The sequence below is a fragment of the Roseateles noduli genome (assembly GCF_050626985.1).
Classification (GTDB): Bacteria; Pseudomonadota; Gammaproteobacteria; order Burkholderiales; family Burkholderiaceae_C; genus Roseateles; species Roseateles noduli_A.
The window spans coordinates 3,188,478-3,200,781 of record NZ_CP192463.1 but is presented as its reverse complement, the minus strand read 5'-3'; the positions used below and the strand labels follow the sequence as shown (position 1 = coordinate 3,200,781).

The 12,304-nt window shown below is 66.4% G+C and carries 12 protein-coding genes; 7 read left to right on the top strand and 5 right to left on the bottom strand.

From position 1 onward, the window contains the following. The first annotated feature begins 14 nt into the window (after positions 1-14). Positions 15-2,120 carry an NAD(+) synthase gene (locus tag ACQ4L4_RS13975; RefSeq protein ID WP_431104763.1) on the top strand — a complete coding sequence of 702 codons (2,106 nt, stop codon included), beginning with the start codon at positions 15-17 and terminating at the stop codon, positions 2,118-2,120. Between the two features lie 67 nt (positions 2,121-2,187). Further along, entirely contained in the window at positions 2,188-2,526 is a 339-nt protein-coding gene (locus ACQ4L4_RS13970; RefSeq protein WP_067275693.1) for a P-II family nitrogen regulator, read from the top strand. A 95-nt stretch (positions 2,527-2,621) separates the two neighbouring features. On the opposite strand, the gene ACQ4L4_RS13965 is transcribed toward ACQ4L4_RS13970, so the two are convergent. The 5 genes from ACQ4L4_RS13965 to ACQ4L4_RS13945 form a co-directional block, all read right to left on the bottom strand. Further along, entirely contained in the window at positions 2,622-2,999 is a 378-nt protein-coding gene (locus tag ACQ4L4_RS13965; protein WP_431104762.1) for a diacylglycerol kinase, read from the bottom strand. Positions 3,000-3,024: 25 nt separating this feature from the next. Next, positions 3,025-3,576: an RDD family protein gene (locus tag ACQ4L4_RS13960; protein WP_377152543.1), complete on the bottom strand. Its 552-nt coding sequence runs from the start codon at positions 3,574-3,576 to the stop codon at positions 3,025-3,027. Positions 3,577-3,585: 9 nt separating this feature from the next. Further along, positions 3,586-4,335: a DUF3106 domain-containing protein gene (locus ACQ4L4_RS13955; RefSeq protein WP_431104761.1), complete on the bottom strand. Its 750-nt coding sequence runs from the start codon at positions 4,333-4,335 to the stop codon at positions 3,586-3,588. Positions 4,336-4,457: 122 nt separating this feature from the next. Next, on the bottom strand, positions 4,458-4,976 hold the full coding sequence (locus tag ACQ4L4_RS13950) for a DUF3619 family protein (protein WP_431104760.1): 519 nt from the start codon (positions 4,974-4,976) through the stop codon (positions 4,458-4,460). Beyond that, positions 4,973-5,539, bottom strand: coding sequence for an RNA polymerase sigma factor (locus ACQ4L4_RS13945; RefSeq protein WP_067275679.1), 567 nt, complete (start codon positions 5,537-5,539; stop codon positions 4,973-4,975). Before ACQ4L4_RS13945 ends, ACQ4L4_RS13950 begins: the two co-directional genes overlap by 4 nt. 271 nt (positions 5,540-5,810) lie before the next feature. Here ACQ4L4_RS13945 and ACQ4L4_RS13940 point away from each other — a divergent pair, with 271 nt between their 5' ends. The 5 genes from ACQ4L4_RS13940 (at position 5,811) to leuA (ending at position 12,225) form a co-directional block, all read left to right on the top strand. Further along, positions 5,811-7,607, top strand: a complete 1,797-nt coding sequence (locus ACQ4L4_RS13940; RefSeq protein ID WP_431104759.1) for an acetolactate synthase 3 catalytic subunit — start codon at positions 5,811-5,813, stop codon at positions 7,605-7,607. A gap of 176 nt (positions 7,608-7,783) precedes the next feature. Continuing rightward, the gene (ilvN, locus tag ACQ4L4_RS13935; protein WP_431104758.1) at positions 7,784-8,275 is read left to right on the top strand and encodes an acetolactate synthase small subunit; all 492 of its coding nucleotides are present in this window, start codon (positions 7,784-7,786) and stop codon (positions 8,273-8,275) included. A gap of 52 nt (positions 8,276-8,327) precedes the next feature. Further along, on the top strand, positions 8,328-9,344 hold the full coding sequence (gene ilvC / locus ACQ4L4_RS13930) for a ketol-acid reductoisomerase (RefSeq protein ID WP_431104757.1): 1,017 nt from the start codon (positions 8,328-8,330) through the stop codon (positions 9,342-9,344). 92 nt (positions 9,345-9,436) lie between these two features. Then, positions 9,437-10,285 carry a CDP-diacylglycerol--serine O-phosphatidyltransferase gene (pssA, locus tag ACQ4L4_RS13925; protein ID WP_431104756.1) on the top strand — a complete coding sequence of 283 codons (849 nt, stop codon included), beginning with the start codon at positions 9,437-9,439 and terminating at the stop codon, positions 10,283-10,285. Between the two features lie 254 nt (positions 10,286-10,539). After that, positions 10,540-12,225 (top strand): 2-isopropylmalate synthase, encoded by a 1,686-nt coding sequence (gene leuA, locus ACQ4L4_RS13920; RefSeq protein WP_431104755.1) that lies wholly within the window; start codon positions 10,540-10,542, stop codon positions 12,223-12,225. The last annotated feature ends 79 nt before the right edge of the window (positions 12,226-12,304 follow it).

Genomic DNA, 12,304 nt, shown 5'->3' with positions numbered 1-12,304 from the left:
GCAGGATGCTTCCCATGCAAGCGACGACGACTTCCACCCCGACTGGCGCAACGACGTTCCCTTCCGCCGCGCCGTCCTTCGACAACCTCTACACCCACGACTTCGCCCGCATCGCCGTCGGCATCCCGTTGTGCCGCGTGGCCGATCCGGGCTTCAACGGCGAGCAGACCGCGCAGCTGCTGCGCGAGGCCGCCGCGGACGGTGCCGCGGTCGCGGCGTTCCCCGAGCTCGGTCTGGCCGCGTACACCAGCGACGATCTCTTCCATCAGCGTCCGCTGCTCGACGGCTGCGAGGCGGCGCTGGCGCATCTGCTGACCGTGTCCCGCGACCTGCCCACCGTTGCGATCGTCGGCCTGCCGCTGCGCATCGAGCATCGACTGTTCAACTGCGCCGTCGTGTTCCAGCGTGGCCGGCTGCTGGCCGTGCTGCCCAAGACCTACCTGCCCAACTACGGGGAGTTCTACGAGGCACGTCAGTTCAATGCCGCCGACGAGGCGATCTCCGAGGAGATCACCTTGCTGGGCCAGCGCGTGGCCTTCGGGACGCGGCTGGTCGTTGCGGCGACCGACCAGCCGCTGCTGCGTCTGCATGTCGAGATCTGCGAGGACGTCTGGACGCCGATCCCGCCGTCGTCCTACGCCGCGCTGGCCGGCGCGACCGTGCTCGTGAACCTGTCGGCCTCCAACATCACGGTCGGCAAATCAAGCTATCGCCATCAGCTTGTCGGCCAGCAGTCGGCGCGCTGCTTGGCGGCCTACGTCTACACCTCGGCGGGCGCCGGCGAATCCAGCACCGATCTCGCCTGGGACGGCCAGGCACTGGTCTATGAAAACGGCAGCTTCCTCGCCGAGAGCGAACGTTTCCAGCGCCGCTCGCAGTTCGTGTCGGCCGACGTGGACCTCGAGCGGCTGTCGCGCGAGCGGATGCGGCAGACGAGCTTCGGCGATTCGGTGCGGCAACATGCCCCGTTGCTCAAGACCTTCCGCACGGTCGAGTTCGAGCTGGGACTGGATCGCGCCCAGGCGCTGCCGCTGCGACGCCGCATCGAGCGCTTCCCCTACGTGCCGTCGGACCGCCAACGTCGCGACGAGCGCTGCAACGAGGTCTTCCAGATCCAGGTCCAGGCGTTGGTGCAGCGGTTGGTGTCCAGTGGCATCCACAAGCTGGTGATCGGCATCTCGGGCGGGCTGGACTCGACGCATGCGTTGCTGGTCGCCGCGCGCGCGATGGACCAGATGGGCTGGCCGCGGACGAACATCCTCGGCATCACGATGCCGGGCTTCGCCACGGGCACACGCACGCGTGACCAGGCGTTGCGCCTGATGCGCGAGATCGGCTGCGAGGCGCGCGAGATCGACATCCGTCCGAGCTGCGAGCAGATGCTCAAGGACCTCGGGCATCCGTACGCCGCCGGCGAGCCGGTCTACGACGTGACCTTCGAGAACGTCCAGGCCGGCGAGCGCACCAGCCATCTGTTCCGCCTGGCCAATCACACCGGGGCGCTGGTGCTCGGCACCGGCGATCTGAGCGAGCTCGCGCTGGGCTGGTGCACCTACGGCGTCGGCGACCACATGTCGCATTACAACGTGAACGCTTCGGTGCCGAAGACGCTGATCCAGTACCTGGTGCGCTGGGTCGCGGAGACGGCGCAGCTCGGTCACGCGGGGCAGGAAGTGCTGCTCGATATCCTGAACACGGAGATCAGTCCCGAACTTGTGCCGCAGGATGCGCGCGTGGAGGGCTCCGGTCTCCAGAGCACCGAAGACAAGATCGGCCGTTACGAGCTGCAGGACTTCAACCTGTTCTACACGATCCGCCATGGCTACTCGCCGGCCAAGATCGCGTTCCTGGCGCGCCACGCCTGGGGCGACAGGGCGCGCGGCGAGTGGCCCGACGGCGAGCACGTCCAGCGCAACGAGTACCCGCTCGCCGAAATCAAGCGCGTGCTGAGGATCTTCGTGAGCCGCTTCTTCCGCGGCAGCCAGTTCAAGCGCAGCTGCGTGCCCAATGGGCCGAAGGTGGGCAGTGGCGGGTCGCTCTCGCCGCGCGGCGACTGGCGCGCGCCGAGCGATTCGGAACCCGCCGTGTGGCTCGCCGAACTCGACCGCATTCCGGACTGACGTCGTTGCGATCCGTGCTTAAATCACAGCCAGTCCTGCCCGCCAATCCCCCTTTCGGAGCCCCGTGATGAAACAGATCACCGCCATCATCAAACCGTTCAAGCTCGACGAAGTGCGCGAAGCGCTGGCCGAGGTCGGCGCGTCCGGCCTGACGGTCACGGAAGTGAAGGGTTTCGGCCGCCAGAAGGGCCACACCGAGCTGTACCGAGGCGCCGAGTACGTGGTCGACTTCCTGCCGAAGGTCAAGGTCGAGGTCGTCGTGAAGGACGACGAGGTCGAGCGCTCCATCGACGCCATCCTGAAGGCCGCCAAGACCGGCAAGATCGGCGACGGCAAGATCTTCGTCACCGCCGTGGAGCAGGTCATCCGCATCCGCACCGGCGAACAGGACGAAGCAGCGGTCTGACCGCGCGGACCCCGACGGGTCCGGCACCAACAAGGAAGGGCGGGCGCCGGTTGGCGTCCGCCCTTCGTCGTTCAGGCGCTCGGGTGTCGATGGCGTCAGCGCAGGTGCTGCCAGATGGCCGCCGCCCAGATGCCGCCGGCCAGCACCAGCGACAGCAGCACGGCGGCGCTGGCGATGTCCTTGGCCCGCTTGCTGAGGTCGTGCAGCTCGAACGACACGCGGTCCACGACCGCTTCGACCGCCGAGTTCAGCAACTCGACGATCAGCACCAGGATCAGCGAGCCGGCCAGCAGCGCGACCTGCACCCAGTCCCTTCCGACCCAGAACGCGAGCGGCAGGCCGATGATCGTCAGCCAGGTCTCCTGGCGGAAGGCGCTTTCGCCGCGGTAGGCGGCGCGCAGACCGGCCCAGGAATAACCGGCGGCGTGCAGGATGCGATCCAGGCCGGTGCGGCCCTTGTGGGGGTTGCTCATCGTCGGGGGCGGGAGATCAGAGGGATCAGGAGTCAGCCGGCAGCGCGGCGGACTTCTTTGGCCGAGGCGGCGGCAACTGCGTGATCAGGCGGGTGCCGCAGATCACGTCGTGCAGGAACTGCCGCTGGGGATGGAGTCGGGCCAGCAGCAGGTATCCGGCGATGCCGGCGAACATCGCGCCGAAGATCGCCCCGGTGCTGCGGTCCAGGCCCAGCAGGTGCACGCTGGCCAGCGCCGGCAGGAACCAGAGCCAGGCGGCCAGGTAGCGGGCCGTGGCGCGGGCTTGCGTGAGCGGGCGGCCGTTCGCGTCGACGACGCGCAGGTGCCAGGCCCGCATCGCCACGGTCTGGCCGCCGCGCGACCAGAACCAGATGAAATAGATGCCCAGCACCAGGAACAGGAAGGCCTGCAGGCCATGCTGACCGACCAGCGCATTGCGCTGCTGGGTGAGTGTCGAGTAGAGCCAGCCGGCGATGAACACGACGCCGAACAGGACGACGCCTTCGTAGATGAAGGCGGCGAGGCGGCGCATCAGGCCCGGCGGTGTGTCTTTGCCGGCGGCGGGGGCGGAGGTCATCCGGCCAGTTTAGCGGCTGGCTCCGTCGCGCCGTGGGAGCAGCGTGTCCGGGTCGAGCTTCGCATCGCGCGGCGAGCGGATCGGCCGGCCGGGCGCGGCGCTGGCGCCGGGCAGCGGCGGCTCGGCGCGCTGCGTCATCAGCACCGTGGTGGCGCCGGGCAGGGCCTGGACGATCGTCGGGCCGGTCGTCGCGGTCAGCGGCGTGCGCTGGATCGGCGCCTTCGCGCGATTGGGTGTCGGGGGCGCGACACGCCCGGCAGCCGAGGCCTTCTCCGCGGCGCGCTCCACCAGGCGTTGGCGCTTCTCAGGTGGCAGCGCCTGGTAGGCGTCCCACTTCTCGCGCAGTCTGGTTTCCTGTTCCGGCGCGCGGAGCTCGTTCGCGTGCTGGTAGCCGATGCGAGCGCGCTGGCGCTCCGCTGGCGACATCCTGGTCCATTCGACCATGCGCTCGCGCAGACGTTGCTGGTGCTCGACGGGCAGCGTCGGATAGCGGGCGGCGATTTCCAGCCACTTGCCTTTGCGGGCGCCGTCGAGCTGATCCCATTCCTTGGACAGCGGGGTCAGCGCCTCCTTCTGCGACGCGCTCAGCGAGGCCCAGTTCTGGCTGCTGGTCAGTGCGCCGGGCGTGACTGTCGGTGCGACGGGTCTGGCTGGCGACGAGGCGCGCGGTGCGGGCGAGGCGACCGAGGGGCCTCCGTCGACCGGCGCGGACGCGGCGGTGTCCTGAGCCGAAGCCATCGCGGCGCTGAACGCGAGCATGCAGCAGGCGGCTGCCGAGCTCAGGCGGCGAGCCTGTCGGTGCGATGTGGAAGGATCAGGGAAAACGCTCAGATCACCCCTCGCGAATGGGAGAAAACGGAAGGAACTGACCACGCACCGCCTCATTGCGACGATTTGGCTTCGTCGGACTTCTCACCGTCGGCGGCGCCGTTCGGGTTGCTGGGGTCGGTCTGATCCTCGTTCAGGTATTCGCGGAAGCCAGGATCGCTATACGCCGCCGGCGGCAGCGGTTTGGAGAGCATCTCGGTGTCGAGTTCGGCCGCGCTGCGGATCTGCTCGTACCACTGGCTGTGCTGGATCAGCAGCAGGCCACCCAGCAGCAGCGCCAGCGGCAGTAGCGTCGCGGCCTTTCTCCAGCGCGGGGTCTTCTCGCCGCCGCCCAGGGCCAGCGTGCCGCCGCCCACCTGGCGGATGTCGGAGGCGGTCTGCGCAGGGGCCGCGGCACGCGCCGCCATCGCCTTGGCGAGCGCCTGCTCACGCGCGAAGCGCAGTCGTTCCTGGATGTCGCCGGACAAGGTCTCGCTGTGCTCGGTGAGGCCCGCGGCCACCCGGAGTCCGAAACGGGTCACGCGCGCGTCCGCCTCGAGCGGCAGCGGCGTTCCTGACGTGTTCTTCTTCATAGCGAGATTCCCTTGGCTTTCAGCGTTTTGGCCAGCGCATGCACAGCGCGGGAGCAGTGTGTCTTCACGCTGCCCTCCGAGCAACCCATGACCGCTGCCGTTTCGGCGACGTCGAGTTCCTCCCAGTAACGCAGGAGGAAGGCTTCCCGTTGACGTGCCGGCAACGCTGCAACTTCCTGTTCGATCGCGGCCAGTACCTGAACGCGCGAGACCTCGTCCGCGGCCGACAGCGCGCCCATCGATCCTTCCCGCGTCTCCAGCGATTCCAGCAGGTCGAAGTCGTCGCCGGGATCGGCGCCTTCGAAGTCCGACAGGTTGCTGAACAGCGCGTTGCGCACCTTCTGCCGCCGGAACCAGTCCATCGTGGCGTTGGACAGGATGCGCTGGAACAGCAGGGGCAGCTCCGCCGCCGGGCGGTCGAAATACTTCTCGGCCAACCGGATCATGGCGTCCTGGACGATGTCCAGCGCGGCGTCCTCGTCTCGAACCATGTAGACCGTGCGCTTGAAGGCGCGTCGATCGGCGGTCTTGAGAAAGTCGTTGAGTTCTTTGTCTGTGGCCAAAGGGCTGGCGCCGTCGGAGGGCGGGTCTAGGGCGGTCGAGCGGGCAAAACGGCGCGGATTATCGCATCAGCGCTACAGACTGCGATCGAATCCAGACATGTGCGGGTTTGCATGCATAATCGGCGGCTCGCACACCGCATTTTCTGTCTCAAGTAGGCCGCCCAACCGGGGCGCCCCTGTTTTTGACGCGACGTTTCAAGTCCGCTTCACAAGAGCGCGAGGAGAAGCACCGATGGTTTTTCGTCAGAGAAAAAACTCAGAGGTTCGACATATGGACATGTCTGCCGCGGACATCAAACGTGCAGCGATCACGGAAGCTCGCTCACAACCGCACCCCCATTCCGTCAGTTCCGGTCAGGAACTGAATGGCTCCGAAATCCTGGTTCAGAGTCTTCAGGCCGAAGGCGTGAAGTTCCTCTGGGGCTATCCAGGCGGTGCCGTCCTCTACATCTACGACGCGCTCTACAAGCAGGACGCCATCCAGCACGTGCTGGTACGTCATGAGCAGGCTGCCGTGCATGCCGCCGACGGCTATGCCCGGGCGACCGGCGAAGTCGGCGTTGCGCTGGTGACCTCGGGTCCCGGCGTCACGAACGCGATCACCGGCATCGCGACGGCGTACATGGACTCGATCCCGATGGTGGTCATCACCGGTCAGGTCCCGACGCCCGCGATCGGCCTCGACGCCTTCCAGGAATGCGACACCGTCGGCATCACACGCCCGATCGTGAAGCACAACTTCCTGGTCAAGGACGTGCGCGACCTCGCGACGACGCTGAAGAAGGCCTTCCACATCGCGCGCACGGGCCGTCCCGGTCCGGTCGTGGTGGACATCCCGAAGGACGTCTCGCTCAATCGCACCGCGTTCCACTACCCGGAGCGTGTCGAGATGCGCTCCTACAACCCGGTGAAGAAGGGCCACAGCGGGCAGATCCGCAAGGCGGTCCAACTGCTGATGGGCGCCAAGCGACCCTACATCTACACCGGCGGCGGCGTGATCCTGGGCGAAGCCACGGCGGAGTTGCGCCAACTCGTGGACCTGCTGGGCTATCCCTGCACGAACACGCTGATGGGCCTGGGCGCGATGCCTGGCAGCGATCCACGCTTCCTCGGCATGCTGGGCATGCACGGGACCTACGAGGCGAACATGACGATGCAGCACTGCGACGTGCTGCTGGCCGTCGGCGCGCGCTTCGACGACCGCGTGATCGGCAACCCGAAGCACTTCTCGTCGGTCGATCGCAAGATCATCCACATCGACATCGATCCGTCGTCGATCTCCAAGCGCGTGCGCGTGGACATCCCGATCGTCGGCGACGTCAAGGACGTGCTGCAGGAACTGATTGCGCAGATCAAGGAAGCGCAGGCAAGACCTGACGCCGACTCGATCAACGCCTGGTGGAGCCAGATCAACGACTGGCGCAAGCGCGACTGCCTGGCCTACAAGCAGTCCAACGAGGTCATCAAGCCGCAGTACGTCCTCGAGACGCTGTGGAACCTGACCCGCGACCGCGATGCCTACTTCACGTCGGACGTCGGCCAGCACCAGATGTGGGCCGCCCAGTTCCTGCGCTTCAACGAGCCGCGTCGCTGGATCAATTCCGGTGGCCTGGGCACGATGGGCGTGGGCCTGCCATACGCGATGGGCATCAAGCTCGCGAAGCCCGAGTCGGATGTGTTCTGCATCACCGGCGAGGGCAGCATCCAGATGAACATCCAGGAGTTGTCCACCTGCCAGCAGTACAAGACGCCTGTGAAGGTGGTCTCGCTGAACAACCGCTACCTCGGCATGGTGCGGCAGTGGCAGGAGCTCGACTACGGCAAGCGTTACTCGCACAGCTACATGGATGCGCTGCCGGACTTCGTCAAGCTGGCCGAGGCCTACGGACACGTGGGCCTGCTGGTGGAGAAGCCCTCGGACGTGGAGCCTGCGCTGCGGGAAGCGATGCGGTTGAAGGACCGCACTGTCTTCATCGACGTGCGCACCGATCCGACCGAGAACGTCTGGCCGATGGTCCAGGCGGGCAAGGGCATCTCCGAGATGCTGCTGGGGTCCGAGGACCTCTGAGACCGGTGACGGCCCGAAGCCGTCCGGCGAGACGCGCGTTACCGCGCGCGTCGCGACCGGCGGCGGACGGTCCGAATCGCTCAGGGTGAACCGACCTGATTTCCTAGATCGAAGAGCGTGGCCAAGGGCCGACCGGTTACCGCCGGCGGTCTGAAGAGCGCGAAGGACGAGACTTCATGAAACACATCATTGCTTTGCTCATCGAGAACGAGCCGGGTGCGCTGTCGCGCGTCGTCGCGCTGTTCTCCGCCCGGGGCTACAACATCGAGAGCCTGACCGTGGCGCCGACGGAAGACCCGTCGCTGTCGCGGATGACCATCGTCACCAGCGGCAGCGATGACGTGATCGAGCAGATCACCAAGCACCTGAACCGGCTGATCGAGGTCGTCAAGGTCGTCGACCTGACCGAGGGCCGCTACATCGAGCGCGAGCTCATGCTGATCAAGGTGCGCGCCGTCGGCAAGGAGCGCGAGGAACTCAAGCGCACCGCCGACATCTTCCGCGGCCACGTCATCGACGTCACCGAGAAGACCTACACGATCGAGCTGACCGGCGACGCCAGCAAGCTCGACGCCTTCATCGATGCGATCGACCGCAGCGCGATCCTCGAGACGGTGCGTACCGGCACCAGCGGCATCGGCCGCGGCGAACGCATCCTGCGCGTCTGAGCGCATCCTTCACTGAACAACCCCCTGACCTGTTTTCCCCGGAGAGACCACCATGAACGTGTATTACGACAAGGACGCCGACCTCAGCCTGATCAAGGGCAAGAACGTCACCATCATCGGCTATGGCTCACAAGGCCACGCCCATGCCCAGAACCTGAACGAGAGCGGCGTGAAGGTCACCGTGGGTCTGCGCCGCGGCGGCGCGTCCTGGGCCAAGGCCGAAGGCGCGGGCCTGAAGGTCGCCGAGATCGCCGACGCGGTGAAGGCTGCCGACGTGGTCATGATCCTGCTGCCCGACGAGCAGATCGCCGACGTCTACAAGAAGGAAGTCGAGCCCAACATCAAGCAGGGCGCGTCGCTGGCCTTCGCTCACGGCTTCAACGTCCACTACGGCCAGGTGCAGCCGCGCGAGGACCTGGACGTGTGGATGGTCGCCCCGAAGGCCCCGGGCCACACGGTGCGCAACACCTACAAGCAGGGCGGCGGCGTGCCGCACCTGATCGCCGTCTACGCCGACAAGACCGGCAAGGCGCGTGACCTGGCCCTGAGCTACGCGGCCGCGAACGGTGGCGGCAAGGCCGGCATCATCCAGACCTCGTTCCGCGAGGAGACCGAGACCGACCTGTTCGGCGAACAGGCCGTGCTGTGCGGCGGCGCCGTCGAGCTGATCAAGGCGGGCTTCGAGACGCTGACCGAAGCCGGTTACGCGCCGGAAATGGCCTACTTCGAGTGCCTGCACGAACTGAAGCTGATCGTCGACCTGATCTATGAAGGCGGCATCGCCAACATGAACTATTCGATCTCCAACAACGCGGAGTACGGCGAGTACGTGACCGGCCCGCGCGTGGTGACCTCGGCGACCAAGGACGCGATGCGCCAGTGCCTGAAGGACATCCAGACCGGCGAGTACGCCAAGTCCTTCATCCTGGAGAACAAGGCCGGCGCCCCGACGCTGATCAGCCGCCGCCGCCTGACCGCCGAGCACCCGATCGAGCAGGTCGGCGAGCAACTGCGCGCGATGATGCCGTGGATCAAGGCCAACAAGCTGGTCGACAAGTCCAAGAACTGATCCACGCAGATCGCGTCAGATCAGTCCAGAAGGCCGCGCGGGTCGCACCGCGCGGCCTTTTCCGTTGATGCGCTGGGTTATCCTCCGGCCCCATGAATTCGACCGAAAACAAGAACGTGGACCTGCTCGACGAGGACGAGGCGGACAGCATCGACGCCCCGCAGCGCCCGCGCCACAAGGGCATCTACCTGCTGCCCAACCTCTTCACGCTGGCGGCGCTGTTCAGCGGCTTCTACGCGATCGTGATGGGCATCGGCGGCCGCTTCGAGCAGTCCGTCTACGGCATCTTCGCCGCGATGGTGCTCGACAGCCTGGATGGTCGCGTCGCCCGCATGACCAACACGCAGAGCACCTTCGGCGAGCAGATGGACTCGCTGTCCGACATGGTCTCCTTCGGCGCGGCGCCGGCGCTGATCATGTATTCCTGGGCGCTGCAGGGCCTGGGCAAGTGGGGCTGGTTCGCGGCCTTCGTCTACATCGCCGGTGCGGCGCTGCGTCTGGCGCGCTTCAACACCAACATCGCGGTCGTGGACCGGCGCTTCTTCCAGGGCGTGCCCAGCCCGGCCGCGGCCGCGCTGGTGATGAGTCTGATCTGGGCGCTCGACAGCTCTGGCTACAAGGACATCCACCGGGATCCGACGCTGGCGTGGCTGGCCTTCGGTTTCACGCTCTACGCCGGCCTGACGATGGTGACCAACGCGCCGTTCTACAGCTTCAAGGACATCACCTTCAAGCGTTCGGTGCCCTTCATCGTGCTGGTCGTGATCATGCTGGCCATCGCGGCGATCAACATCGACCCGCCGCGCGTGCTGTTCGGCGTCTTCTGCGCGTACGGCATCTCTGGCTATGTCGTCTATGCGGTCCGGCGCGCCAAGGGCAAACCGGCGAGCGTCATCGCGATGTCGACCGATGAGCCTGATGAAGCGGGCCTTCACCGATAGCGAATGCTTGCGGCTCGGTCATTCGCCCACTGACGTTGACGCTGCATAGGCCGCGCCTCTATATTCAACAGCTATGACGTCCCCGGCCCGAATTGCGCTGCTACTACTAGGTGACCTTCGGGTTCGCTAGATCGCGCACGTCCGTCCATCCAGACGCTCATCCCAGATCAACGGCCCGAATGCAACTCGCAACGGGCCGTTCCTGTTTCTGGAGAGTCTGCGAGTTGCGCCCCTGAACCCACAGGAACGCTCTCATGCTCAAGCAACCGCAGACCAAGTACCGCGCCTTCGCCCCCATCGCCCTTCCGGACCGCCGCTGGCCCGACGTGCAGATCACGAAGGCGCCGCTGTGGCTGAGCACCGACCTGCGCGACGGCAACCAGGCGCTGATCGAGCCGATGGATCCGGAGCGCAAGCTGCGCATGTTCCAGATGCTGGTGAAGATCGGCTTCAAGGAGATCGAGGTCGGCTTCCCTTCGGCGTCGCAGACCGACTTCGACTTCGTGCGGCTGCTGATCGAGCAGGGCCACATTCCGGACGACGTGACGATCCAGGTCTTGACGCAGGCGCGTCAGCCGCTGATCGAGCGCACCTTCGAATCGCTGGTCGGTGCCAAGCGCGCGGTCGTCCATCTGTACAACGCGGTTGCTCCGGTCATGCGTCGCGTCGTGCTCGGCATGAGCGAGGACGAGATCGTCGACCTGGCCGTCACCCACACGCGGATGATCCGTGATTTCGCCGAGAAGCAGCCGGAGACGGATTTCCGCTTCGAGTATTCGCCGGAGATGTTCTCCAGCGCCGAACTGAGCTTCTCCAAGCGCGTCGTGGACGCGGTGACCGAGGCCTGGGGCGCGACCCCGGAACGCAAGATCATCATCAACCTGCCATCGACGGTCGAGCACTCCACGCCGAACCTGTTCGCCGACATGATCGAGTGGATGGGCCGCAACGTCCAACGACGCGACTGCATCGTGCTGTCGGTCCACCCGCACAACGACCGCGGCACCGGCACGGCCGCCGCCGAACTCTCGATCATGGCCGGCGCGGATCGCCTCGAAGGCTGCCTCTTCGGCAACGGTGAGCGCACCGGCAACCTGGATCTGGTGAACGTCGCGCTCAACCTGTACACGCAAGGGGTGCATCCGGAGCTGGACTTCTCCGATATCGACGAGATCCGCCGCTGCGTCGAGCACTGCAACCAGCTGCCGGTGCATCCGCGTCATCCGTACGTCGGGGAACTGGTCTACACCTCGTTCTCGGGTTCGCACCAGGATGCGATCAAGAAGGCTTTCGCCGCCCGCAAGGAGGGCGACATCTGGGAGATCCCCTATCTGCCAGTCGACCCGAAGGACCTGGGCCGCAGCTACGAGGCGGTGATCCGCGTCAACAGCCAGTCGGGCAAGGGCGGCATCTCGTACCTGCTCGAGGCCGAGTACGGCATCGAGCTGCCGCGTCGCCTGCAGATCGAGTTCAGCCAGATCGTCCAGGGCGTGATGGACACGAACGGCAAGGAACTCGGCGCGGCCGACCTGTGGCGGATCTTCGACCGCGAGTACGGCGTGAAGCAGGCGCCGTCGCTGCACCCGCAGATCGATACCGCCGAGGATGGCCAGACTCGCGTGCAGGCGCAGGCGGACCTGTGCGTCCGTATGGTCAAGATCGACGGCCAGGGCAAGGGACCGATCGACGCCTTCGTCGAGGGCCTGAACAAGCTGCTGAAGACGCAGGTGCGGGTGCTCGACTACCACGAGCACGCGATGGGTAGTGGCGCCGACGCGCAGGCGGTGGCCTACCTGGAGCTGCGCGTGGGCGACGCGACGCTGTTCGGTGTCGGCATGGACGGCAACATCGCGTCGGCCTCGCTGAAGGCGATCGTCTCCGGCCTGCGTCGTGCGTCGCAACGCGGCGTGCTCAAGCTCGCCGACCGCGTCGCCGTGTGAGGGACCGGGGCGGCCCCGGCGCCGCCCTCGGACGTCTCATGAAGACGTCTCACTCGTGCCGCCGCCTAAACTCGCTGAT

What these genes read in the sequence shown, in the direction of transcription:
- ACQ4L4_RS13975 (WP_431104763.1), top strand. Translation starts at nt 15, where the DNA reads ATGCAAGCGACGACGACTTCCACCCCGACTGGCGCAACGACGTTCCCT.
- ACQ4L4_RS13970 (WP_067275693.1), top strand. Translation starts at nt 2,188, where the DNA reads ATGAAACAGATCACCGCCATCATCAAACCGTTCAAGCTCGACGAAGTG.
- ACQ4L4_RS13965 (WP_431104762.1), bottom strand. Translation starts at nt 2,999, where the DNA reads ATGAGCAACCCCCACAAGGGCCGCACCGGCCTGGATCGCATCCTGCAC.
- ACQ4L4_RS13960 (WP_377152543.1), bottom strand. Translation starts at nt 3,576, where the DNA reads ATGACCTCCGCCCCCGCCGCCGGCAAAGACACACCGCCGGGCCTGATG.
- ACQ4L4_RS13955 (WP_431104761.1), bottom strand. Translation starts at nt 4,335, where the DNA reads ATGCTCGCGTTCAGCGCCGCGATGGCTTCGGCTCAGGACACCGCCGCG.
- ACQ4L4_RS13950 (WP_431104760.1), bottom strand. Translation starts at nt 4,976, where the DNA reads ATGAAGAAGAACACGTCAGGAACGCCGCTGCCGCTCGAGGCGGACGCG.
- ACQ4L4_RS13940 (WP_431104759.1), top strand. Translation starts at nt 5,811, where the DNA reads ATGGACATGTCTGCCGCGGACATCAAACGTGCAGCGATCACGGAAGCT.
- ilvN (WP_431104758.1), top strand. Translation starts at nt 7,784, where the DNA reads ATGAAACACATCATTGCTTTGCTCATCGAGAACGAGCCGGGTGCGCTG.
- ilvC (WP_431104757.1), top strand. Translation starts at nt 8,328, where the DNA reads ATGAACGTGTATTACGACAAGGACGCCGACCTCAGCCTGATCAAGGGC.
- pssA (WP_431104756.1), top strand. Translation starts at nt 9,437, where the DNA reads ATGAATTCGACCGAAAACAAGAACGTGGACCTGCTCGACGAGGACGAG.
- leuA (WP_431104755.1), top strand. Translation starts at nt 10,540, where the DNA reads ATGCTCAAGCAACCGCAGACCAAGTACCGCGCCTTCGCCCCCATCGCC.